The 23041-nt window shown below is 59.4% G+C and carries 25 protein-coding genes and 3 tRNA genes; 20 read left to right on the top strand and 8 right to left on the bottom strand.

What is annotated here, in order from left to right; all coding sequences use genetic code 11:
* Nucleotides 1-53: 53 nt before the first annotated feature.
* Genes ACPF7Z_RS00960 through ACPF7Z_RS00945 form a run of 4 tightly spaced genes read right to left on the bottom strand, consistent with a single transcriptional unit; the run spans nt 54 to nt 2059 of the window.
* Nucleotides 54-287 (bottom strand): DUF1653 domain-containing protein, encoded by a 234-nt coding sequence (locus ACPF7Z_RS00960; RefSeq protein ID WP_425191278.1) that lies wholly within the window; start codon nt 285-287, stop codon nt 54-56.
* Nucleotides 277-1101: a tRNA cyclic N6-threonylcarbamoyladenosine(37) synthase TcdA gene (gene tcdA, locus ACPF7Z_RS00955; RefSeq protein ID WP_425191277.1), complete on the bottom strand. Its 825-nt coding sequence runs from the start codon at nt 1099-1101 to the stop codon at nt 277-279. The genes ACPF7Z_RS00960 and tcdA overlap by 11 nt, the downstream gene beginning before the upstream one ends.
* Nucleotides 1102-1134: 33 nt before the next feature.
* Nucleotides 1135-1929 (bottom strand): pseudouridine synthase, encoded by a 795-nt coding sequence (locus tag ACPF7Z_RS00950; protein WP_425191276.1) that lies wholly within the window; start codon nt 1927-1929, stop codon nt 1135-1137.
* A 7-nt stretch (nt 1930-1936) separates the two neighbouring features.
* Complete coding sequence (locus ACPF7Z_RS00945) at nt 1937-2059, bottom strand: hypothetical protein (protein WP_425191275.1); 123 nt, start codon at nt 2057-2059, stop codon at nt 1937-1939.
* A gap of 159 nt (nt 2060-2218) precedes the next feature.
* Here ACPF7Z_RS00945 and aceK point away from each other — a divergent pair, with 159 nt between their 5' ends.
* From aceK to ACPF7Z_RS00930, 3 genes are read left to right on the top strand one after another with little or no spacing between them, the layout of a single operon-like run.
* Nucleotides 2219-3976, top strand: coding sequence for a bifunctional isocitrate dehydrogenase kinase/phosphatase (gene aceK / locus ACPF7Z_RS00940; RefSeq protein WP_425191274.1), 1758 nt, complete (start codon nt 2219-2221; stop codon nt 3974-3976).
* Nucleotides 3977-4006: 30 nt separating this feature from the next.
* Nucleotides 4007-4720, top strand: coding sequence for an SIR2 family NAD-dependent protein deacylase (locus tag ACPF7Z_RS00935; RefSeq protein ID WP_425191355.1), 714 nt, complete (start codon nt 4007-4009; stop codon nt 4718-4720).
* Between the two features lie 33 nt (nt 4721-4753).
* Complete coding sequence (locus ACPF7Z_RS00930; RefSeq protein ID WP_425191273.1) at nt 4754-5473, top strand: tRNA-uridine aminocarboxypropyltransferase; 720 nt, start codon at nt 4754-4756, stop codon at nt 5471-5473.
* A 4-nt stretch (nt 5474-5477) separates the two neighbouring features.
* On the opposite strand, the gene ACPF7Z_RS00925 is transcribed toward ACPF7Z_RS00930, so the two are convergent.
* Nucleotides 5478-7127 carry a GMC family oxidoreductase gene (locus ACPF7Z_RS00925; RefSeq protein ID WP_425191272.1) on the bottom strand — a complete coding sequence of 550 codons (1650 nt, stop codon included), beginning with the start codon at nt 7125-7127 and terminating at the stop codon, nt 5478-5480.
* Between the two features lie 171 nt (nt 7128-7298).
* Here ACPF7Z_RS00925 and ACPF7Z_RS00920 point away from each other — a divergent pair, with 171 nt between their 5' ends.
* The 8 genes from ACPF7Z_RS00920 (at nt 7299) to nadA (ending at nt 12832) form a co-directional block, all read left to right on the top strand.
* Complete coding sequence (locus ACPF7Z_RS00920; protein ID WP_425191271.1) at nt 7299-8528, top strand: TRAP transporter substrate-binding protein; 1230 nt, start codon at nt 7299-7301, stop codon at nt 8526-8528.
* A 12-nt stretch (nt 8529-8540) separates the two neighbouring features.
* Entirely contained in the window at nt 8541-9101 is a 561-nt protein-coding gene (locus ACPF7Z_RS00915; protein WP_425191270.1) for a TRAP transporter small permease, read from the top strand.
* An 11-nt stretch (nt 9102-9112) separates the two neighbouring features.
* Nucleotides 9113-10396: a TRAP transporter large permease gene (locus tag ACPF7Z_RS00910; protein WP_425191269.1), complete on the top strand. Its 1284-nt coding sequence runs from the start codon at nt 9113-9115 to the stop codon at nt 10394-10396.
* An 89-nt stretch (nt 10397-10485) separates the two neighbouring features.
* Nucleotides 10486-11244 (top strand): IclR family transcriptional regulator, encoded by a 759-nt coding sequence (locus ACPF7Z_RS00905; RefSeq protein WP_425191268.1) that lies wholly within the window; start codon nt 10486-10488, stop codon nt 11242-11244.
* A gap of 90 nt (nt 11245-11334) precedes the next feature.
* Nucleotides 11335-11409 (top strand) — tRNA-Lys (locus ACPF7Z_RS00900).
* 18 nt (nt 11410-11427) lie between these two features.
* Nucleotides 11428-11502 (top strand) — tRNA-Lys (locus tag ACPF7Z_RS00895).
* Nucleotides 11503-11550: 48 nt separating this feature from the next.
* Nucleotides 11551-11625, top strand: a tRNA-Lys gene (locus tag ACPF7Z_RS00890).
* A 178-nt stretch (nt 11626-11803) separates the two neighbouring features.
* The gene (nadA, locus tag ACPF7Z_RS00885) at nt 11804-12832 is read left to right on the top strand and encodes a quinolinate synthase NadA (protein WP_425191267.1); all 1029 of its coding nucleotides are present in this window, start codon (nt 11804-11806) and stop codon (nt 12830-12832) included.
* A gap of 94 nt (nt 12833-12926) precedes the next feature.
* Here nadA and ACPF7Z_RS00880 read toward each other — a convergent pair whose 3' ends face one another.
* Nucleotides 12927-14369, bottom strand: a complete 1443-nt coding sequence (locus ACPF7Z_RS00880; RefSeq protein WP_425191266.1) for a M48 family metalloprotease — start codon at nt 14367-14369, stop codon at nt 12927-12929.
* A 111-nt stretch (nt 14370-14480) separates the two neighbouring features.
* On the opposite strand from ACPF7Z_RS00880, the gene ACPF7Z_RS00875 reads away from it, so the two are divergent.
* Together ACPF7Z_RS00875 and ACPF7Z_RS00870 are read left to right on the top strand one after the other, a co-directional pair.
* On the top strand, nt 14481-14726 hold the full coding sequence (locus ACPF7Z_RS00875) for a sulfurtransferase TusA family protein (RefSeq protein WP_425191265.1): 246 nt from the start codon (nt 14481-14483) through the stop codon (nt 14724-14726).
* Entirely contained in the window at nt 14723-15820 is a 1098-nt protein-coding gene (locus ACPF7Z_RS00870) for an AI-2E family transporter (RefSeq protein ID WP_425191264.1), read from the top strand. The genes ACPF7Z_RS00875 and ACPF7Z_RS00870 overlap by 4 nt, the downstream gene beginning before the upstream one ends.
* Nucleotides 15821-15987: 167 nt before the next feature.
* On the opposite strand, the gene ACPF7Z_RS00865 is transcribed toward ACPF7Z_RS00870, so the two are convergent.
* Nucleotides 15988-16464 (bottom strand): peroxiredoxin, encoded by a 477-nt coding sequence (locus ACPF7Z_RS00865; RefSeq protein WP_425191263.1) that lies wholly within the window; start codon nt 16462-16464, stop codon nt 15988-15990.
* Between the two features lie 223 nt (nt 16465-16687).
* Between ACPF7Z_RS00865 and dapA the strand changes: the two genes are divergently transcribed.
* From dapA to purC, 4 genes are all read left to right on the top strand, one after another.
* Complete coding sequence (gene dapA, locus ACPF7Z_RS00860; RefSeq protein WP_425191262.1) at nt 16688-17572, top strand: 4-hydroxy-tetrahydrodipicolinate synthase; 885 nt, start codon at nt 16688-16690, stop codon at nt 17570-17572.
* 77 nt (nt 17573-17649) lie between these two features.
* A complete protein-coding gene (gene bamC, locus ACPF7Z_RS00855) occupies nt 17650-18603 on the top strand; it encodes an outer membrane protein assembly factor BamC (protein WP_425191261.1) in 954 nt (317 codons plus the stop codon).
* The gene (locus ACPF7Z_RS00850) at nt 18603-19418 is read left to right on the top strand and encodes an MBL fold metallo-hydrolase (RefSeq protein ID WP_425191260.1); all 816 of its coding nucleotides are present in this window, start codon (nt 18603-18605) and stop codon (nt 19416-19418) included. The genes bamC and ACPF7Z_RS00850 overlap by 1 nt, the downstream gene beginning before the upstream one ends.
* Before the next feature lie 81 nt (nt 19419-19499).
* Nucleotides 19500-20213, top strand: coding sequence for a phosphoribosylaminoimidazolesuccinocarboxamide synthase (purC, locus tag ACPF7Z_RS00845; RefSeq protein WP_425191259.1), 714 nt, complete (start codon nt 19500-19502; stop codon nt 20211-20213).
* Between the two features lie 165 nt (nt 20214-20378).
* Here the strand turns inward: purC and tsaA are convergent, their stop codons facing one another.
* Nucleotides 20379-21122 carry a tRNA (N6-threonylcarbamoyladenosine(37)-N6)-methyltransferase TrmO gene (tsaA, locus tag ACPF7Z_RS00840; RefSeq protein WP_425191258.1) on the bottom strand — a complete coding sequence of 248 codons (744 nt, stop codon included), beginning with the start codon at nt 21120-21122 and terminating at the stop codon, nt 20379-20381.
* 9 nt (nt 21123-21131) lie between these two features.
* On the opposite strand from tsaA, the gene ACPF7Z_RS00835 reads away from it, so the two are divergent.
* The 3 genes from ACPF7Z_RS00835 to mtnC are packed head-to-tail and all read left to right on the top strand — an operon-like array spanning nt 21132 to nt 23040.
* Nucleotides 21132-21797, top strand: coding sequence for a methylthioribulose 1-phosphate dehydratase (locus ACPF7Z_RS00835; protein ID WP_425191257.1), 666 nt, complete (start codon nt 21132-21134; stop codon nt 21795-21797).
* A complete protein-coding gene (locus tag ACPF7Z_RS00830; protein ID WP_425191256.1) occupies nt 21794-22360 on the top strand; it encodes a 1,2-dihydroxy-3-keto-5-methylthiopentene dioxygenase in 567 nt (188 codons plus the stop codon). The genes ACPF7Z_RS00835 and ACPF7Z_RS00830 overlap by 4 nt, the downstream gene beginning before the upstream one ends.
* Nucleotides 22357-23040 (top strand): acireductone synthase, encoded by a 684-nt coding sequence (gene mtnC, locus ACPF7Z_RS00825; RefSeq protein WP_425191255.1) that lies wholly within the window; start codon nt 22357-22359, stop codon nt 23038-23040. The genes ACPF7Z_RS00830 and mtnC overlap by 4 nt, the downstream gene beginning before the upstream one ends.
* Nucleotide 23041: the final 1 nt, after the last annotated feature.

The following is a 23041-nucleotide window of genomic DNA, read 5'->3' as shown; positions in this document are numbered from 1 at the left end:
TCGTCGTTTTTTCACGAGCATGCCAGCTCATGCTCGTCGTCACGGCTGAGGGGCTACTTAAAGGCCACTTCCAGCTCGAAGCGTGGCAGGGGTTCGCCCTGGACCTCAACGGTCTCGCCGAACATGGCAAGCGGGCGCACCCACAGGCCGTAATCGCCATACAGCGCACGATAGACCACCAGGGGCTCTTCGGTTTCGCTATGATGGGCAAGCCCGATGACTTCGTAGCTCTGCCCTTTGTAATGACGATAGATGCCCGGCACCGGACGGGGATGTTCATGGATCATCGGAAGACTCCTGAAAAGCGGCCAGGCGTGCCATCGCACGAGAAGCGGCAACGAAGCCGAAGCTGCCGGTGACGAAGGTTGCCGCGCCGAAGCCGCTGGCGCAATCGAGCCGGGTGGCTTCGCCAGAACCGGGTTTCTGCAGGCAGACCTCGCCGTCGCTGCCCGGATAGACCAGTTGTTCATCAGAATAGACGCATTCCACACCGAAGCGTCTTTTCGGGTTGCGCGAGAAGCCAAAATCTCGACGCAACCGGGAGCGCACCTTGGCCAATAGCGGGTCGTGCTCCGTGCGGGTCAGATCGGCGACGCGGATGCGAGTAGGATCGGTCTGACCGCCGGCGGCGCCGGTGACGGTGAGCCGGATCTTGCGGCGCGTGCACCAGGCGATCAATGCCGCCTTGGCAATCACACTATCGATGGCATCGATGACATGGTCCGCATTCTCGGGGATGCGCTCGGCGAGGTTGTTCGGCGTGACGAAAGCACTGTCGGCGACTACTTCGATATCGGGATTGATGGCCCGGCAACGCTCCGCCAGTACCTCGACCTTGGGCCGGCCGATGGTGCCCTCCAGGGCATGCAACTGGCGGTTGATATTGGAAACACAGACATCGTCGAGATCGATGAGCGTCAGTTTGCCGATACCGGCGCGGGCCAGGGCTTCCACCGCCCAGCTGCCGACGCCTCCGACACCCGCCACGACGACATGGGCTCGACGAAAGCGTTCTGCGGCCCGAGCGCCGTAAAGGCGGCGAATACCGCCGAAACGAACCCTATAATCGTCGGCGATGGGGGCGGGTTCAAAGGTGTTCATGAGGGCTCTCTGCGTCTGTCGCCTGTAAGTCTGTCAAGAATGTGCGGTAGGTGATGACGACGATGATGGGCCGGATCGGGCCTCTTGCCAATGGACGATATTTTCTGGCAAATGCCCCGACCAGCCAAAGCGATCGAACAGTCGGCCCATGCCGATATCGAGCGCAGAACTCAGATGTAGCACCGCCTGATGTTCGGGATGCCAAATACTCAGGCCCACCGCCGCCAGCAGTAGGTGAGGGTGATCGAGCCGCTCGCGAAAGAAGCGATTGTGCACGCCCTTGCCGTGCTTGGCGTCACCGATGATCGGATAGCCGCGCCGGGATAGATGACGCCGAATCTGATGGCGTCGCCCCGTCAATGGACGGGCCTCCATCAGTGAATAGCGGGCCTGGGGATAGCGATCGATGGGAATCGGTAGTTCGACGCTATCCAGTCGGCGTACCTCGGTGCAGGCAGGCTGCGCCGGCATCTCGGCCTTGGGCCGGTGACCGTCTTCCTCGCGCAGTGGCCAATCGATCCGTTCCTGCCCGGGGCCGATGCCCCGCACCACCGCCAGATAGCGTTTTTGCACGCGTTGAGCGCTGAACTCCGCCGCCAACTGACTGGCCATCCCGGGGGAAAGTGCAAACAACAACAGCCCCGAGGTAGGACGATCCAGACGATGTACCGGATAGACACGTTGACCGAGTTGATCCCGCAGGATCTGCAGAGCGAAACGTGTCTCGCCCCGGGCTAGCGCCGTGCGGTGTACCAGTAGCCCCGAAGGCTTGTACACCGCCACCAGATACTCGTCCTGAAAAAGGACCGTCAAGGATTCGTCCTTCATTGAAATATCAACCGAAGAAGCCATACAGGATGCCCGTGCCCACGGCGGTGCCGAAAAGGCTCAGTATCCAGGCCGTGGCCTGCACGGCGTTCCGATCGCGCCCCGGATGAGTGATAGTGGGAGCTTCCATGAGAATACATCCATTGCCTCAAAAAGTGCGCGGCAGCATAACGCATTCCAGGTATGTAAAACATGACGCCGGTCAGTTATACCGATAGCGGCTTGTTGCGTCTCGCAATCCGCATCGTCATTGGGCATGCTGATGCTTTGAGCCGTGGAAAGCTTCCTCATGAAAGTGTCCCCTGCCTATCGCATCGCTGCCACCATCCTGCATGGCTTCGATGAATACCGCTCACGCTTTAAGCAAATCACCAGCGATGCTCGCCGCCGTTTTGCTGAGGCGGCTTGGCGCGACGCACAGCAAGCGTCTGCGGCACGCATCAACCTCTATGATGTGAAGGTCGAACAAACGCTTTCGCGACTCAGGCGCTCCTTCGAAAACGAGGAACTCACCCACTGCGAAAACTGGCGCGAAGCCAAGCAGCATTACGCCGAGCTGATCGATCAGCGCCTGGATTATGAACTGGCCGAGACCTATTTCAATTCGCTGTTCTGTTCGATCTTTCATCATCGCCATATCCGCAATGACTGGATGTTCGTTTACAGCTCGCGAAGCCACGCCGCCCGTCGCTCGGATATCGAGCTGACACGCCGACGGCCGGTGGAGGGCGACTGGAAAGGAGCGCTGTACTGGGCGCTCAACGAGGCCCCCCTGGATACCCTTTTCGACGATCTCGAGCGTGACACCGACCTGGGTAGTGGCTTTCTGAATACGCATTTGCCCGAGGCGTTGCGCGACGCCCCGGATGCGCAGATCGAACTGCTCGAGAGCGTGTTTTATCGCAACAAGGGCGCTTATCTGGTGGGGCGGCTCAGTGGCGCTGACTTGCAGGTGCCTCTGGTCCTGCCCATCGTGCACGATGAGTTCCAAGGCGATGAAAGGGGCGTGCGGCTGGATACGGTGATCATCGAGCCAGTCGAGATATCGATCATCTTCTCCTTTACTCGCGCCTATTTTCAGGTCGATGTGGCGGTGCCCGGCGAGTTCGTGGGTTATCTGCAGCAACTGATGCCAGACAAGCCGGAGGGGGAGCTCTACTCGGCCATTGGCTTCTTCAAGCACGGCAAGACGGAGTTTTTCCGGGCGTTGAACCATCACATGGCCAAGCGCCAGGATCGTTTCATCATCGCCCCGGGAGTACGCGGCATGGTCATGGCGGTGTTCGTGTTGCCGTCCTACCGAATAGTGTTCAAGATCATCAAGGATCGCTTCGATCCCTCCAAGGCGATGAGTCACGAGAACGTGCGGGAGAAGTATCGTCTGGTCAAGCGCCACGATCGCGTGGGGCGCATGGCGGATACCCAGGAGTTTTCCAACTTCATCGCCCGCAAGGATCACTTCGATCCAGAGTGTCTGGCGGAGCTGCTCGAGGTGGCGCCGTCCACCGTGGAGCTACGCGATGACAAGGTACTCATCAAGCACTGCTATACAGAGCGCATGATGATGCCGCTCAACCTCTATCTGGAACAGAGTGAGGAGCAGGAAACCCGGGCGGTACTCAAGGATTACGGCAACGCCATCAAACAGATGGCGGCAGCGAATATCTTTCCTGGCGATATGCTGCTCAAGAACTTCGGGGTCACTCGCCATGGACGAGTAGTGTTCTATGACTACGATGAAATCTGCTATCTCACCCAATGCAACTTCAGACGCATTCCCGAAGCGCGCTATCCCGAGCAGGAGATGATGGACGAACCGTGGTACTCGGTCGGCCCCAATGATATTTTCCCCGAAGAATTCGGTCCGTTCCTGTTCGCCGACATCAAGTTACGCCGCCTGTTTCTTGACCTGCATCCCGAGCTCTTCGAGGCGGAGTACTGGCAGGGCCTACAAAATGCCATCAAGGCAGGCCAAGTGATCGATGTCTATCCCTACCGCAACAAGCAGCGTTTTGCAGGGGACGACCAGGCGGTACTGACTTACTGATTTAATGGTTGAATGCGAGACAACATGACGATGAATTCCAAAGCGCGTCTAGTGGTGCTCACCGGCGCGGGAATCAGCGCGGAAAGCGGTCTGAAAACCTTTCGCGACGGCGATGGCCTATGGGAGAACCATGCCATCGAGGATGTCGCTACGCCGGAAGGATGGCAGCGTGACCCAGAGTTGGTACTGCGCTTTTACAATGAGCGTCGCGACCAGGTACGCCGTGCCAAACCCAACCCCGCTCACCGCGCCCTGGCGGAGCTCGAAGCCGCTGGCTTCAATGTATGCATCGTGACGCAGAACATAGACGATCTGCACGAGCGCGCCGGCTCCAAGGACGTCGTGCATCTGCATGGCGAAGTGCTCAAGGCGCGTTCGAATGCCGACCCGCGACTCGTTTATCCATTGACGCGTGGCGACATCAAGCTCGGCGATCTTTGCGATAAGGGCTCTCAACTTCGCCCTGATGTGGTGTGGTTCGGTGAAGCGGTGCCTGCCTACGGCCAGGCCTGCGATATTGTGGCCGAGGCCGATCTGCTCCTGGTCGTCGGCACCTCGTTGGCGGTCATGCCGGCAGCCATGCTGTTACATGAGGCGCCCACGGATTGTCCGTGCATTCTGGTCGATCCTAACGCCTCCGCGCTGTCACCGCAGTGGGTGCGGGCCATTGATGCACCGGCCAGTCGGGGCGTGCCACCACTGGTTGAACACTGGTGCCGCCAGCGCCGCTTAGAGATGCCTTGAGCGTTTGATGAAAACTGGATTTCAGAGTACGTCATGACCCTCACGGACTCGTACCCCTGTGTTTCGCCGCCACCCCGACGACCCTTCAAGGCCCGCGGTAGCTTCGTTACCCGCTGCCAGACGTGTCGCCTGCCGGCGTTGAATTGTCTGTGCCCTTATCGGATAAGGACCCGGAGCGACGCGCGTTTCTGGCTGTTGACCCACCCTCTGGAACATAACAAGCCGACCAACACCGGCCGACTGATCGGGGATATTCTCGATACCACCGAGGTCTTTACCTGGTATCGCACCGCGCCGGACACTGTGCTGCTTGACCATCTCGATGACTCGCGCTTTGTACCCTTCGTCATCTTTCCCGACGATCAGCCGGACTATGCCGAGCGGGTCATCAGCGTCGATGCGGTAAGCGGTGCAAAGCGGGAAGGGCGCATTCCGGTGTTCATCATTCTCGACGGTACCTGGCGTCAGGCACGGCGTATCTTTCGCAAGAGCCCCTATCTGGAGCGTCTGCCGGTACTGCCGCTGCACACCGATCGGCAGACGCGTTATCACCTGCGCAAACCCGCCTCAGCGTCTCACCTGTGCACTGCCGAGGTCGCCGCCGAGCTGCTGCGTCAGAGTGGCGATGCAACCGCCGCCGAGGTGCTCGATGACTACTTCGATGCCTTCAACGACAGCTACGCGGCGAGTCGTCGGCATCACAAGCTCGAGACGCCGACGCCGGCGATGCGGCGCTTGTTGGAAAGACAATGACACTTCAATGCGGGTTGTCCTCCTTGATCATGTCGGCGGCTTTCTCTGCGATCATGATGGTCGGGGCGTTGGTGTTACCGGAAACGATGGTCGGCATGATGGAGGCGTCGACTACCCGCAGTCCGCTTAGGCCATGAACCCGTAGGCGGGCGTCGACCACCGCCATGGCGTCATTGTCGCTGCCCATCTTGCAGGTGCCGGCGGGATGGTAGATGGTCTGACTGTACTGGCGTGCGGCGTCGAGCAGTTCCTCATCGGTCTGAAACTTTGTTCCCGGTACGTACTCATCGGTAATCACTTCCTCCAGAGGCTTGGCTTCGGCGATACTGCGAGCCACCTTGATGGCATCCACCACCACGCGCTGATCTTCCTCGGCGCTCAGATAGTTCGGGTGAATGACCGGGTAGTCGAGAGGATTCGAGCTAGTGATGCGCACGCGTCCGCGACTGTGCGGACGCAGTTGACAGACAGAGGAAGTGAACGCGGAAAAAGGATGGACACCTTCCGCGGGTTTGTCGGCGCTAAGAGGCTGCATATGAAACTGGATATCCGGGCGATCCAGCCCTTCCCGGGATTTGGTGAAGATGTAGACCTGGCTGGCCGCCAGGGTCAGTGGACCGGTACGAGTCAAGACGTACTGGGCCCCCACCATGAGCTTCTTCAGGGGATGGCGTACTTCGTCATTGAGGGTGCTACAGCGGGTCTTGAATACCAGGCGCACCTGCAAGTGATCCTGAAGATTCTCGCCTACCCCGGGCAGGGCGTGCCGACATTCCACACTTACCGACTTCAGATGTTCGGGATCGCCGATACCGGAGGACTGCAAAATCTGCGGCGAGCCGATGGCGCCGCTGCTCAAGATGACCTCGCGCCGAGCATGGGCGGTATGCGCCTTACCACTTTGTTGAAAATTGACGCCGTAGACGCGCTTGCCGTCAAGCAGCAGTTGCTTGCACTGGGCACGCGTCATTACCGTCAAATTCTTGCGTTTGCGCGCCGGACGTAAAAAAGCCTTGGCGGTGCTGCACCGAAAGCCTTTGTAGGCGGTCTGCTGGAAGTAGCCGACGCCTTCCTGATCCTGGCCATTGACATCGCTGTTGCCGGGGATGCCGATGGCCTTGGCAGCCTCGATGAAACGCTCGGCGATCTCGCGGCGTAGGCGTAGATCCGAGACGTGGAGCGGGCCATCCACGCCGTGGTAGTCATCGGCGCCCCGGGACTGGCATTCGGACTTCTTGAAGTAAGGCAGCACCGAGGCGTAGTCCCATCCCGGATTTCCTTCTGCGGCCCAGCTGTCGTAGTCCTCCTTTTGTCCGCGGATATAAAGCAGGCCGTTAAGGGAACTCGAACCACCCAGCACCTTACCCCTTGGCCATTGCAGCTGACGATTGTTGATACCGGCGTCGGGCTCGGTCATATAGCACCAGTCGGTGGCCGGGTTGTGCATGGTCTTGAAATACCCTACTGGTACATGAATCCAGGGATTCCAGTCGCGTCCGCCGGCTTCGAGCAGCAGCACCGTGACATCCGGGTTCTCACTCAGGCGATTGGCCAGGACGCAGCCGGCGGAACCGGCGCCAATGACAATGTAATCGTAGGCGTCGCCGTGATCGGGCGATGACTGTTCTGCTGAGTGGGAGGCGGACTTGATCATGAGGTAGCCTTTATATCGAGACTTTTTGTCTCGATATTATCTATCTATCTTATTAATTGGTCAATAACGAGACAAAATATTTCAAAATAATTTGCATCCTGGGTGATAGTGACCTAGCTTTGATCAAGCCCCTCGGGTAATCACAACAACCAGGACACCAGGAGCCCCTCCATGAGCCAACAACAAGAGACGGGCATCTCCCGTCGCGACTTCGTCCGCATCTCTGGCCGCTTCGGCCTGACATCGACCCTGCTGGCCGCCTCCGGTCTGGGCGCGACCATGACCGCCTCGGGTCTGGCGCGGGCCGCAGAGGAGGAAGACAAGAAGCGCAATCAGGTCGAGCCCAAGTTCAAGTTGCGTTTTGGCGCCTCAGGCTTCAACGAGCGCAATCTGGACATCCAGAAATCCGGCCAGCTATTCTTCGCCAGGGATCTTGAAGCCCGTACCAACGGGGCGATCCGGGTCGAATTCATGGGCAGCAATGAGGTCTGTAACCAGCTCGACTGCGTGAGCAAGACCCAGCAGGGCATCGTCGACATGTTTTCCGCCTCGACCCAGAACTCCGCCGGGGGCGCGCCCTATTACAACGTGCTCGACTTCGCCTACATGTTTCCTTCCACGGCGTCGATGTTCCATTTCTTCTACGACAATCGCAGCGAAAAACTCTTTCGCGAGCCGCTGCGCGAGCGCCACAACATTCAGTTTCTGTTCACCCATTGCGATCTGCGCGGCCTGATGATGGGGCTGAAATGGGCGGACAAGCCGCTGGTCACCAGCCTCGAGGATCTGGCCGGCACCAAGAATCGGGTGACGGGTACCCAGTTGGGTCGCATCGCCATGCAACAGATGAACCTCAATCCGGTGCCGGTGGCCTGGGAAGAGACGTTGGACGGGCTGCGCCAGGGCCTGCTGGATGGGGCAGAAACCTGGATGGCGGCGGTCGCCTACGCGGGCATGGCGCCGGTGGTCTCCCAGGCGGTGGACCTGCGCTTTTTTGCCGGTACCGAGCACACCGCCATGAGCCTGCAGGTCTTCGACAAGCTGGGCGGCGATCTCCAGGATCAGGTGATGGAGTCTGCCTATACGGCACAGATATTCACTCAGGGCATGAACGAAGCCGGGCGTATCGAGGTGGTAGGGGCTACGGAAAATCCCGCACCTGGCACCGTCTTCGCCAAGAACAACGTACGGGTGGCGCCATTGTCGGACGAGGTGCGTCAGCAGGCTGCCGAGATGTGCGCGCCGGAGTTCAACCCGGAGCCTTGGGAGCAGTGGCGTGAGCGTCTCAACGGCTGGGCCGGTGGCGTGGATATCTATAAGGAAATTCACGGCATTGCCCGGGAGATTCCACTGGAAACGGCGGCGGTCAATGTCAAGCCCAATCGCTGGTGGCGCGCCTGATCGGAGGTTCTCATGACCCCTAACGACAACACACCAGGCCGGCCCCGTCCGGTCTGGCTCAAGCCCTTTCTCTGGCTCAATGATAACCTCGAGAAGACGGTCATCCTGATCGCCTACTCCGGCATGGCCGGGATCATCTTTATCGAGGTGATCCGCCGCTTCCTGCTCAATCAGCAAGCCGCCTGGAGCACCAGCATACCGATTCTGCTGTTCCTGTGGCTGACCTGGTTCGGCGCCTCGCTGAACGTCAAGAATCGCAGCCACCTGTCCCTCAATGAGCTGCGCATGCGCATGCCCTACAAGGCCCAGTTCGGCTGTCTGATTCTGGATGCGCTGCTGTGGATCGGCTTCGGGATACTGGTCATCTACTTCTCGACCCAGCAGGTGACGCTGGCCTATGACAATTTCGCCATCGTCAGCGGCACCAACGACGTCATGCAGTGGTGGTTCTATCTGGCCACACCCTTGGCCTGGGTGCTGCTGCTCTTTCGGGTATTACAGAATCTGTACGTGGACATCCAGCGCTTCAAGCGCGGCGAGTCCTTTCAACTACAACCTGCGATCATGGATTAACGGAGGCTATCATGGCGGATGGAACCTTGATTGGCCTCGTGACGTTTCTGATCGTGGGGCTCTTTCTGATCGGTGTGCCGATCTTTCTGGTGATCGGCCTATGGGTGGTCGGTGTCAGCATCATCATCGACTTCAGTCTGGCCAATATCGGCGTGACCCTGTTTCAGGGGCTTCGCTTCTTCGGGTTGCTGGCATTGCCGCTTTTCATTCTGACTGGCGACCTGATCAACGCGGCGGGCATCGCCAAACGATTGTCGGACTTCGCTTACTCCGTGCTGGGCTGGATGCGGGGCGGCATGGGCATGGCGACCCTGGGCGCCTGCGGCATGTTCGCGGCGATCTCGGGCTCCAATGCCGGGACCACGGCCACCATCGGTTCCATCATGCATCCGGAGATGGTCAAGAACGGCTATGACGAACGCTTCGCCGCCGCCACGGCGGCCTCCGGCGGCACCGTGGGCATCATCATTCCGCCGAGTATCATCTTCATCGTCTACGGCTTCATGATGAATCTGTCGATCAGCGAGCTGTTCATCGCCGGCATGGTGCCCGGGGCGCTGATGGTGCTGGTGATGATGCTGGCCTGCAACTGGGTATCCCGTCGCAATCGTTGGGGCACGCTGATCCCGTTTCGTGTGGGCGATAGCCTGCGCCATGCGGGGAAGGCCTATCTGGGATTCGCGACCATCGGCGTGGTGCTCTACGGCATCTACTCCGGGCTTTTCTCGCCGACCGAGGCAGCAGCGGTGACGGTGGGCTTCACCTTGATTGCCGGGCTTCTGATCACCCGGGAGATCAAATTCAGGAACCTGCCGGCCATCTTGCTGCGCTCCGGGCAGATCGCCGGTATGCTGGCGCCGCTGATCGCCATCTCCGTGGTCATGCAGCAGCTGCTCTCCGTGCTTGGGGTCGGAGAATTGCTCAACGACCTGTTGCTCGGGCTGGGTAATTATTACCTCGTGCTGGGCATCTGCATGGTGATCATTCTGGTGGCGGGGATGGTGCTGGAAAGCTTGCCGATCACCATCATCCTGGCGCCCATTCTGGCCCCGATTGCCCAGAACGTAGGGGTGGACCCGATCCATTTCTCGGTCATCTTCCTGGTGGGGGCGGCCATCGGCTTCATCACGCCGCCATTCGGTCTCAATTTGTACGTGGCCAGCAGCATTACCGGCATCCCTTACCTACGACTGGTCAAGTACATCATTCCGTACTTCGTCGTGCTGATGCTGTGCTGGTTGGCCATTGCGCTATGGCCGGCGCTGTCGATGTATCTGGTGCAGTTCAGCGGCTGAACGTGCTTTGCACTTCCGATTGCCGCGGCTCTTGGTTTAACCAGGGGCCGCGGTATCATTGGCGGCTCGAATAACGCAGGGAGCATTGCATGTCATTGCCGACGAATTCCACGCTGCTAAGAGCCATCGCCATCATGGAAGAGGTGGTGCGCGCCCAGGATGGTGTAACCGCCGCGGAAATCGGCAAGCGTCTGGATATTCCCAAGCCCACGGCGCACCGGCTGTTAAACCAGCTGGAGCAGGAAGGGCTGATCAAGCGCGAACTGGACGGACGCCATCTTGTGCCGGGACAGCGAATGAAACAGCTGGCTTTCGGCATCCTCGCCAGTCCCAGCGTCAGTGCAGCGCTGAGAGCCGTACTGCAACGACTTTCGGAGCAGGTGGGGGAAACCTGTAACCTGTCGGTACGCAGTGAGCACGAAGTCATCTACTTCGATCGGGTCGAGACCAACTGGCCGGTGCGGGTGCAACTGGCGCCGGGTTCCCGACTGCCCCTGCATTGCACCGCCAGCGGCAAGCTGTTTTTGGCTCTGATGCCCCATGATCAACGCCGCACCCTGATGGCAAGCCTTGACCTGAAACCCCATACCCCGCACACGGCAACGACGATTGAGCAGCTCGAAGAGCGCCTCAAACATATCGAGCGTGAGCGTATCAGCACCGATGATGAAGAATTCATCGAAGGCATGGTGGCGGTGGCGGTGCCGGTCTACGATGGCACCAACAATGTGCTGGCATCCCTTGCGATTCACGCGCCCAGCATGCGCCAACCCATGGAACGCCTATTGGAGCAGGTACCGTTGATGCGTAAAGCGACCCGGGAATTGGAAAGTATTTTGGAAGAATGAGGGCTGAGCTTCATGGGGCTCGGACTATGGACGTCGAAAACCCACTTGTCATCCCCGAGCGCTGTCAGTAATATGTGCGCCCTGTCGAGGGGGTCGTTAGCTCAGTGGTAGAGCAGTTGGCTTTTAACCAATTGGTCGTAGGTTCGAATCCTACACGACCCACCATCTCGACGGCCCGGCGGCGGGTCGTTAGCTCAGTGGTAGAGCAGTTGGCTTTTAACCAATTGGTCGTAGGTTCGAATCCTACACGACCCACCATCATTGCCGCCCAAGCTTTCTCGCAGCTTACATAGCAGGATTCATTACGGGTCGTTAGCTCAGTGGTAGAGCAGTTGGCTTTTAACCAATTGGTCGTAGGTTCGAATCCTACACGACCCACCAGGCGCCGACGCCCTCGCATGTTCGAATGCGAGGGCGTTTTGCTATTCGCGGGGAGCGTTTTCGCGCTAGACTGGTCGAAATTCGTGAGTTGGGCGCGTCGGACGATCGAAAAGATCGATCAGGTCTGACGCTTCTGAAATGCAGGGGGATTCCCTGCCGATCGAGAGTGATAGACACGATGACGATCATGACGCCTCGCGCGAGGGTGCAAGAGCACCTGGCTCGCGCCTACTGTCCTACGCGGATTCCTGCCGAGGATGAAGCGCGCATCGACGAGATCAAGCGCTTGCTGAAAGCGCGTAACGCGGTGCTCGTCGCCCATTACTATACTGACGATGCCATTCAGCAACTGGCGGAAGAGACCGGCGGTTGCGTCTCCGATTCGTTGGAGATGGCGCGTTTTGGCGCCCGTCATGAAGCCTCGACTCTGGTGGTCGCCGGGGTGCGCTTCATGGGCGAGACCGCCAAGATCCTCTCCCCCGAAAAGCGGGTGCTGATGCCGACCCTGGAGGCTACCTGTTCCCTGGATATCGGTTGTCCCGCGGACGAGTTCGCGGCCTTCTGCGATGCCCATCCGGATCGCACTGTGGTGGTCTATGCCAACACTTCGGCGGCGGTGAAGGCGCGAGCCGATTGGGTGGTGACCTCGTCCATAGCCGTTGATGTGATCGAGCATCTTCACGCAAAGGGCGAGAAGATACTGTGGGCCCCGGACAAGCACCTGGGCGGCTACATCCAGAAGCAGACCGGTGCCGACATGCTGCTATGGGACGGTGCCTGCATCGTCCATGAGGAGTTCAAGGCCAAGGGGGTGGGCGATCTCAAGTCGATCTATCCCGAGGCGGCGGTGCTGGTGCATCCGGAATCTCCGGCCAATGTGGTGGAGATCGCGGACGTGGTGGGCTCCACCTCGCAACTGATCAAGGCAGCCAAGGAGTTGCCCCAGCAGGAGATGATCGTCGCCACGGACCGCGGCATCTTCTTCAAGATGCAGCAGGCGGTGCCGGAAAAGACCCTGTTTGAGGCCCCCACCGCCGGCAATGGCGCGACCTGCAAGAGCTGCGCCCACTGTCCATGGATGGCGATGAATGCCCTCGACAATCTGGCCGGAGCGCTGCGTGATTATAGCGGTGAGATATTCGTCGACGATGAGTTGCGTCAGCGGGCGTTGAAGCCGCTGGAGCGGATGCTTGACTTCAAGCGTTGACTATCAAACGCATCGCAGCAAGGCCGATATTTTCCAAGAGCCCGTTCACGATTTAACGACGTATGACTGACACGCAGCAGATCGTGAATAGGCTCTAAAGCTGCTGGGCGGCCTCGCGATATGTCAGATACACCTTGCGCCGCTGTTGAATACGACTGGCCATGCCGAAATCGTTGTCGCGTTTGGCCACTTCCTCGGCCACCTCGAGTTGGCGGATGGCACGGTCGATTCGCCCGGTGAGTTGGAGCTGCTCCGCCCGGGCCAGATGCCCCCAGGTTTCGTGGCCGCTGCGCCCGGCAGCCTCGGCGAGCAGGGTGAACACCTGAGGGTCTTCCGGGGCTTGCTGACTGAGTTCACGTAGTACATCGAAGGCTTGGGTGGGGTCGGTCTGCAGCAGAATATCGGCCCGGAGCAGCTCGACGGGAAAGTAACCTGGCGCCAGTCTCAAAATACGCTGGGTACGCTCAAGGGCTGCACTGCGTCGTCCTGCATCCAGCGCGATTTCTGCGGCGCTGGCCGGGATCAAGGAGAGATCCGGCAGTTCTCGGGCCAGGCGGTCGAGGCTGTCCAGGGCCGTATCGGTACGGTTCTGCTCCGCGGCGATGAGCGCCTCCAGGTAACGAATAGCCGTCTTGGGTGGATCGTCCTGGCGCAGTAGCGTCATGGGCTGAGTCGGGTCATTCGGGTTCAGTTTCAGCAGGGCCCTGGCCCGAATCATGGCATAGCTCGGGTCCCCGGAAGAGGTTGTCGAGCGAAGTTGATCGGCGCGGCTCTGAGTATCGCTGATGCGTGATTCCGTGACCGGGTGGGTCAACAGGAATTCCGGCGGGTTGCCGCCCTGCAGGCTGGTCAAGCGTTGCATTGCACGAAACATGGCGGGCATGGCCTGGGGGTCGAAACCCGCATCCGCCATGGCCTCGAGGCCGACCCGATCGGCTTCCTGCTCGAAACGCCGGGAATAGGCGAGCTGGTCCTGGATAAAGGCGGCCTGGGAGCCGGCCATGGCCGCAAGGCCGGCATTGCCGCCACCGCCGGCGGCAATCACCATGCCCGCCAGCATGGCCGCCATGGTGGGTAACTGGGTTTCCTCGATGCGCTCCATGCGGCGCGCGAAATGGCGCTGGGACAAGTGCCCCAGTTCATGGGCCAGCACCGAGGCGAAGGCGTCTTCGCTAGGAGCGAAAGAGAAAAGCCCCGCGTTGACGCCGACGATCCCTCCCGGCACGGCGAAGGCGTTGAGCAGCCGACTATCGACCAGGGTCACGATCACCTGGGTATTGCCGATATCACTGTAAGGTAAAAGGCGTGATAGCACCGACTCGACATAACGTTGCGTGATGGGGTCCTGCCAGGCTTGGGTCTGGGCGCGAAACTGACGCAGCCAGGCGCGGCCGAGACGATGCTCTTCGTCGATGGAGACGCTGCTCCCGCCACTTCCCAGGGAGGGCAGGCCATAGTCGTCGGCGTGAATTGGTGGCGCAAGCGAGGCGAGCGTCAGGACGCTGATCAGTGCCGGTATTGTCATTCTAAGCAGCATGACTATCCTCGTGGGCAAGTAACGCCGGTAGCGGCTATGGTCTCTCGACATTGATTCGAGAAACAAAGTGCCTTTAAATCGAAACGATTTTCTATTCTCAGGGGAGATGTCATGGCTCTGCAACCCGATGATGTGCTCGATGCGCGTGGCCTGCACTGCCCGCTGCCGCTGCTCAAGGCCAAGCAGGCCTTGGCGGGCCTCGATGTCGGCGAGGTACTTCATGTGAAAGCGACGGATCCCGGCTCCTGGAAGGACTTCGAGACCTTCACCGATCAAAGCGATGTCGAATTGATGTCCCGAGAGGAAGCCGGCGACGAATACCACTACTGGATTCGCAAGGGCGCTGCCAGCCCATGAAGATGAAGGAGGTTCTGAAAACCTGGGCCGAGCGTTACTTCTCGGACGAGGAGGCGGTCGTTCTGCTATTGGTGCTGATTCTTGGTTTTGCCATCGTGATCTGGATGGGCAAGATGCTGGCGCCTTTTTTTACCGCACTGATCATTGCCTTCTTGTTGCAGGGGATCGTCGCCTGGCTGGAGCGCAGAGGATTACCGCGCCTACTGTCGGTATTGACGGTTTTCGTGATCTTCATCGGCGCTCTATTGGCGTTGGCGCTGGTCGTATTGCCATTGGTCTGGAACCAGATGGTCGAGCTGGTGCAGGAAACGCCACGCATGTTCGCCCGAGTGCAACAACTGCTGGATGGGCTCCAGGCGCGTTATCCTACGGTGATCACGCCGGATCAAATCCAAGCCTGGATCGCCACGGCCGGACGCGAGGTGACACAGCTCGGTCAGCGAGCACTGACCCTGTCGCTATCGTCACTCGGTAATCTGCTGGGGTTGATCATCTATCTGGTGCTGGTGCCGATCCTGGTGTTCTTTCTGCTCAAGGATCGAGAGTCGCTGACACGCTTCTTTCTATCGCTCCTGCCGCAAAAACGCGCCTTGATGACCAACGTCTGGCACGAGATGGATCATCAGATCGCCAACTACGTGCGGGGCAAGGTGATCGAGATTCTCATCGTCGGCAGTGCGGCCTACGTTACCTTCTGGTTCTTCGGGCTACCTTACACGGCGTTGCTCGGGTTGACGGTAGGGCTCTCAGTGCTGGTGCCCTATATAGGCGCGGCGATTGCCACGATTCCCGTGGCGGCGGTGGCGGGGTTTCATTTCGGCATCAGCGACGAGTTCGTCTATGTGGTCGTCGCGTACGGCGTGCTACAGGCATTGGATGGCAACGTGCTGGTGCCGGTGCTGTTCTCCGAGGCGGTCAATCTGCATCCGGTATCGATCATCCTGGCGGTGCTGTTCTTCGGGGGCATCTGGGGGTTCTGGGGTATCTTCTTTGCGATTCCGCTGGCGACGCTACTCAAGGCGCTGGCAAGAGCCTGGCCCCGCAGTGTGGGGCAGCGGGGGTTGCCTATTCGTCAGGTTGATCTAGAAGACTAAAATCCATGCATGAGCTACTGCGCTTGGGCATACGGCGTTAAAACTGGTCTCGTGCGCGAGTCCGATCAAAATACTCATTTACTTAAGTAAACTCCGTTTCTTCGTCCAGTTTTGCCTTGTCTGACCTTCGCTCGTAACGCTCATGAATGGATTTACGAGTTGCGCTATTACTCTTTTGCGTGAAGTTCCTGGGCCGCTTCGAGTACCTTTTCTACGTGGCCCGGCACCTTGACGCCGCGCCATTCCTGGACAAGCTTACCGGTCTTGTCGATCAAAAAGGTGCTGCGCTCGACCCCCAGGTGCTCCTTGCCATACATCTTCTTGAGCTTGATGACATCGAACAGCTGGCAGAGTGCTTCGTCCTTGTCGGAGATCAGCTCGAAATTGAAGTTCTGCTTGGCCTTGAAGTTCTCGTGGGCACGCAGACCATCTCGGGAGACGCCGAAGATCAGCGTGTCGACTTCATCGAAATCGGCCTTACGGTCACGAAAATTGCCGCCTTCGGTGGTGCAGCCCGGCGTACTGTCCTTGGGGTAGAAATAGATCACCACCTGCTTGCCCTTGAGCTGCGAAAGGCGGACGGTGGTGTCGTTCGTCGCGTTGGCGGTAAAGTCGGGAACTTCCTGGCCAATGCTGATGCTCATGTTGCGCTCCTCATGTTGCGTTTCTGTAAAGAAAAAGGGCGAAGGAACAAAGAGAGTACACTCAAGCATACGCGAACGGTAAGTCTATGCGTTTTACCGGCCCTGGCACCTGTACAGACTTTCGCCGCCTGAGTACCATTTGCTCTTCGAACAGCGTATCGATCGCGATGGGCGGCTAGTCGCCCTATGGCCAGAAAGCTGTTGCACAGGAGGACATCCCCGCATGATCACAGGCAGCATCGTCGCATTGGCGACGCCGATGAAGGTTTCCGGAGAGATCGACTGGGAGGCCCTACGCCGCCTGGTAGGATTTCATCTCGACAACGGCACCGATGCCATCGTTGCCGCCGGTACCACCGGCGAGCCCACCACCATGTCCTTCGCGGAGCATTTCGATGTCATTCGCACCATCGTCGAAGAAGTGAATGGACGCATTCCGGTGATCGCCGGAACAGGCTCCAACAACACGACCGAGGCGGTGGAGTTGACCCGCTATGCCAAGGAGGTGGGGGCCGACTATTGCCTGACTGTGGCTCCTTACTACAACAAGCCCACTCAGGAAGGCTTGTACCAGCATTTCAAGGTGATCGCCGAGGCCAGCGACCTACCGGTCATCCTGTACAATGTGCCGGGGCGCACCTGTTCGGACATTTACAACGAGACCGTGCTGCGGCTGGCAAAGGTCGACAACATCGTCGGGCTGAAAGATGCTACCGGTAATCTGGAGCGCGCCGAGGATCTCATCGCACGTCTGAAGGGCTGCGACTTCGCACTTTATTCCGGTGACGATCCCACGGCCTGCGAGTTCATGCTGATGGGTGGTCATGGCGATATCTCCGTGACGGCTAATGTCGCGCCGCGCTCGATGCACGAACTGTGCCAGGCGGCTGTGACCGGTGATAGCGACAAGGCGCACCAGATCAATACACGGCTGATGCCGCTGCATACCTCTCTGATCGTCGAAGCCAACCCGATTCCGACGAAGTGGGCGCTCAATCGCATGGGCTACGCCGAGCAGGGTATTCGTCTGCCGTTGACCTGGCTCTCCGAAAAATACCATGCCACCGTCGATGAGGCGCTCCAGCTTGCCGGTGTGCTGGAAGACTGACATTGCGTAGCGGCAGCTCGGCTAGCAGGCTTTGGCCGGGCTTGTCGTCGGCCTCACGCACAAGAAAAGGTAGATGCATGAACCCCGTCTTCAAATGGATGCCGTTGACTCTTGCGATTGCTTTGGTGGTAAGCGGTTGTGGTCGTAGCGGCTATTATTACGATCGTAACGACGAATATCGCGAGGCCGAGCTGACCAGGCCGTTACAGCTGCCCGAGACACGTCAGGCCAATCGCTATCAGGACGCCATGCCCGTACCTCCAGCCAACAGCGATTTCTTGGCCCAGGGTGAGTTCGAGGCGCCACGACCCCAGGCGTTGGCGGTCAGCAGTCAGGGAGAGCAGAAATTCATAGAGGAGCGTAAAGCGGGATCGGATCATTGGCTATTGGTCAATGCTTCCCCCGCCGCCATCTGGCCACGCCTTCAGGCCTTTGCCGAGCAGCGCGGGCTCGAGCTCCGCGCCCTGAATGCGTCGCAAGGACGCATCGAAACCGACCAGGCCACCTTTAGCGTGCGTCAGGGACTGCGCGGCAACACCAGTGAAGTGCGCTGTGAGACACCCACGGGCAACGATCAGGCGCAGTGTTTATCGGCATTGAATAACTATCTCGCCTCCTACGCTCAGGAACAGCAGAGTGTCTCGCTTGCGGCTCAGAACCTATCCCGGGACGATCGTGTGCGTCTTGAGAATGCTGGGGGCGAATGGCAATTGCTGATGGCGTTGGGTTTCGAGCGTGCCTGGTCGGAGCTCTTCTACCAGCTCGAAAACAACTTCAACAGTGAGGGAAACCGGTTGCTTGATCAGAACCGAAGCGCTGGCGAATTTCTGGTCGAGTATACCCCGCGAGGGGACGATGGCGGTTTCTTTGGCCTGTTCGAGGGCGATGCGGAGCCTAGACGATACCGCTTGTCCATCGACGAGCCGACTCAGGGGTCGACCCGAGTGCGCGTTGCCTCCGCTGACGACACACCTGTCAGTGGTGGTGATGCCCGCGAGCTGCTCGACAAGCTGGCCGCCACGCTGCGTTGATGGCAACACGACAATCCGCCTCGGCCCGGGGCCAGGCTGAATGGAAAAAAGCCCTACGTTTCGCTTCCTTGGGCAGTGGCAGCAAGGGTAATGCGACCCTGGTCAGCGATGGCGAGACGCATGTCCTCATCGACTGCGGTTTCGGCCTGCGTGAGACCGAGTCCCGTCTGGCGCGTCTGGGGTTGCATCCGCGACAGCTCTCGGCAGTGCTGATCACTCACGAGCATGGTGATCACATTCGCGGCGTCGGTGCCCTGGCGCGCCGGTATGGGCTACCGGTCCATCTCAGTGCCGGCACCTGGCTCTCCGGGCGCCTCGGCGACGTGCCCCGGCACGAGCTGATTACCCCACATTCGCGTTTCACGATCAAAGGGCTGGAGATTGACCCGATTACCGTGCCCCATGATGCTCGGGAGCCGGTACAGTTCTGCGTCAGTGCCCGGGAGAGACGTCTCGGGGTACTGACCGACTTGGGGCATCCCAGCGCCCATGTCGTGCAGGCGTTTCGCGGCTGCGATTCACTCATTCTGGAGTGCAATCACGATCCGCGCATGCTGGCCGAGGGCCCCTATCCGCCGCGGCTCAAGCGGCGTGTCGGGGGCGACTGGGGGCATCTGGCCAATGCGCAAGCGCACTCCTTGCTTCGCCAGGTGGGGCTGGATCGTCTGCAACGTATCGTCTGTTCGCATATTTCCGAGCAGAACAACCGGCCCGAGCTGGCGCAGGAGATACTCAATCCGCTACTCGATGGTGACGAGTCGCGATTGGTCATCGCAGCTCAAGACAAGGGCTTCGATTGGCAGATCGTCGCATGATACGACCTGCTGCATACGGCCCTTCAACGTTTAACATCGCTTCAAATCATCCATGCCAACCCCCTTCGGAGATCCCCGCCCATGGAAAAACGTGACGAGCTGTATGCCGGCAAGGCTAAATCCGTCTATCGCACCGATGACCCGAACCGTTTGATTCTGCACTTTCGCGACGATACCAGCGCCTTCGACGGCAAGCGCAAGGAGGCCCTGGCCCGCAAGGGCATGGTCAACAACAAGTTCAATGCCTTCATCATGGGCAAGCTGCAGGCGGCGGGGATACCCACGCATTTCGAGACGCTGCTGTCGGATACCGAATGCGTCGTCAAGAAACTCGACATGATTCCGGTCGAGTGCGTGGTGCGCAATCTGGCTGCCGGCGGCCTGGTGCGTCGTCTCGGAGTGGAGGAAGGGATTGCACTCGAGCCGCCGACCTTCGAGCTGTTCCTCAAGAACGACGAGAAGGGCGATCCGATGATCAACGAGTCCCTGGCCGAGACCTTCGGCTGGGCGACGCCCGAGCAGCTGGCACGCATGAAGGCGCTGACCTTCCAGGTCAACGACGTGCTCAAGCAGCTGTTCCTCGACGGCGGCATGCTGCTGGTCGACTACAAGCTCGAGTTCGGCATGTTCGACGGCGAGATCGTGCTGGGCGATGAGTTTTCCCCGGATGGTTGCCGGCTATGGGACGCCCAGACCCGCGAGAAGATGGACAAGGATCGCTTCCGGCAGGGCCTGGGTGGGGTGATCGAGGCTTACGAGGAAGTGGGTCGGCGGATCGGTGTCAGCTTCGGGTAGGAAGTGCCGATTTACTGCTGCGCACAGGCCTTGGTAATAACAGCTGGCCGTCGGCGATGCCTGTGCGCCGGTCCGAACGGAATCCTCATTTACTAAAGTAAACTCCGATTCCTGTGCTCCGGCGTCGACCAGCCGCTCATCGCTCGCGACGTAAATCTGCATTTCCTATTTTTGATATCGAGTGATCTCGAGAACCTTCATGATAGTGTTGTTACCTGCTTCCACCACGGCGCGAAAACGCACATTCACATCACGTAGAAAAACGCCGTAGACCCGCGTTGGCGTGTCACCATGATAGGCCGGGCGCGGATCCTGCCCCAACACTTGGATGATCAGTTCGTGCAGTGAATCACTGTCGTCTCGCTGTGCAAGCGTAGCCTCGGCTTCCGGTGAGAAGACGACAGGGTGGCTGGCTGGTGCGTCCGGAGCAAAGCCCGCCTGGGCATCCGGGCGCGATTCCGCCCAGGGCAGGTAGGGTTTGATGTCCAATACCGGCGTACCGTCGATCAGGTCGTGACCGCGCAGGTACAATCGCACCCCACTCGTCGTCTCGATCCTTTCCAGTTCCACCAGGGACAGTCCCAGGCGATTGGGACGGTGGGTGCTGCGGGTGGCGAAGACGCCAAGTTTGGCGTTGCCGCCTAGGCGCGGCGGCCGCACCAGCGGCGTCCAGCGTTTCGGGCTACGATGAAAGATAAAGGTGAGCCAGAGGTGGCTGATTCGCTCGAGCCCGCGCACCGTCTGTGGATCATCGAAAGGCGGCAGCAGATGCAACACGGCGCGTCCAGCGGGAACCAGTCCGGGCTGACGAGGCACGCCGAACTTGTCGGGATAGTCGCTGCTGATGCGCCCGATGGGTGTCAGGGTAACGTCATCCTCATGGGAGGGGTATGAAACGGCGTCGGTCATGGCACTATTATGCCGTTGGTGGCATCTTTTTTCCTGCATGAGGCAGACAACGTGATCAATCTGGAAAAATTGGCTCTTGCCCAGCAAGCCATCGTCGATGCGGGCAAACAGTTACATGCCGCGGGGCAAGTGCCGGCGACCGCAGGGAATTTTTCGGTGCGTCTGGACGAGTCGCACATGGCCATCACCGTTTCGGGCTGTCACAAAGGGCACCTGTCGGTTGCCGACGTGATGGTGACCGACTTCGCCCTGGCGCCGGTGGGAAGCACCCTCAAGCCGTCCGATGAGGCGCATCTGCATGGCCAACTTTACGAAGACGCACCCTTGGCCGGGGCAATCCTGCATGGGCACTCGAAAGCGGCGACATTGCTTTCTCTTCTCGAGCCCGGCGATACCCTATGGCTGACCGGTTATGAACTGCAAAAGGCGCTGGAGGACGTTACCAGCCACGAGGCGCGTATCGCCGTGCCGATCTTCGACAATACCCAGGATATCGCTGCCCTCGCGGATACTGTACGTCAGCGCCTCGCGGAGCAGGACTGCTGCGCATATCTGATTCGTGGGCATGGGTTCTATACCTGGGCTCAGGATATGCAAACCTGTCTGCGGCATGTGGAGGCGCTGGAGTTTATGTTCGACTGTGAATTGGAGCTACGCAGGGGGTTGTCATCATGAGTTTTCTACACATCTACCATGAAGCGGACGGTGAGCAACCGATCGTTTCCACCCACGAGGGCGAGCGTATCGCCGCCGAACTCGCTCCGCATGGCGTGCGTTTCGAACGCTGGAGCATTCGTCCCGATGTCGCTGCGGACGCGGATCAGGATACCGTGCTGACGGCCTATGCCGCAGACGTGGAGCGGCTCAAGCAGGAAGCCGGCTTCGCCGCCGTCGATGTGATCGGCTTGACTCCGGGTCATCCCGACAAGGTGTCATTGCGCGAGAAGTTTCTCGATGAACACCGGCATAGCGAAGATGAAGTGCGGTTTTTCGTGCGCGGCGAAGGGATCTTCTATCTGCATATCGATCAACGTATTTATGTCATTGGTTGCGCGGCTGGAGATCTAATGTCTGTGCCGGCCGGTACCTCGCACTGGTTCGACATGGGGCCCGAGCCGGATTTCACTGCCATCCGTCTGTTCACCAATCAAGAGGGCTGGATAGCGAACATGACCGGTAGCCCGATCGCCTCGCGCTTCCCCCGCTTTGAAGCCCTGGCGGGAGGCGCGGCTCCATGATTCGCGCCATCGTCACGGATATCGAAGGCACCACCGGTTCGATCAGTTTCGTGCACGAGGTGTTGTTTCCCTATGCGCGGGCCCGATTGCCGGGCTTCTTGCGCCGAAGTGCTGGTGATCCAGCCGTCAAGGAGCAACTGGAGGCAGTGCGCGAGTTGGCCGGTGAGCCCGAGGCGGATCAAGCGCGTGTCATCGCCCTGCTTGAGCAATGGATGGACGCGGATCGCAAGGTGACACCACTCAAGGTATTACAGGGCATGATCTGGGAAGAGGGGTATCGCCAAGGCGACTTCACTGGCCATGTCTATGCCGATGTCCTCCCGTGCCTGAAGGCCTGGCATGCAGCGGGTCTGGCGCTGTACATATACTCCTCCGGCTCGGTCCAGGCTCAGAAGTTACTGTTTGCTCATTCCGATGTCGGCGACCTGACGCCGCTGTTGTCCGGTTATTTCGACACCACCACGGGGCCCAAGAAGGAGAGCGAAAGCTATCGGCGAATTGCGGCGCATCTTGGCCTCTCGGGCCATGAGATCCTGTTCCTGTCGGACGTCGTGGCCGAACTCGATGCCGCCGCGGCGGCCAACTTTCATACTGTTCAGCTGGTACGTGAGAGGGATATGACCACCGGCGATCATCCTGTTGCAGCTGGCTTTGATGCGGTGTGCCTGCCGGAGGAGTGAA

It is taken from the genome of Halomonas sp. GXIMD04776 (genome assembly GCF_049808615.1).
Classification (GTDB): Bacteria; Pseudomonadota; Gammaproteobacteria; order Pseudomonadales; family Halomonadaceae; genus Modicisalibacter.
Note: the sequence above shows the minus strand (reverse complement) of the source record. Positions and strands in the feature narration are given on the sequence as shown.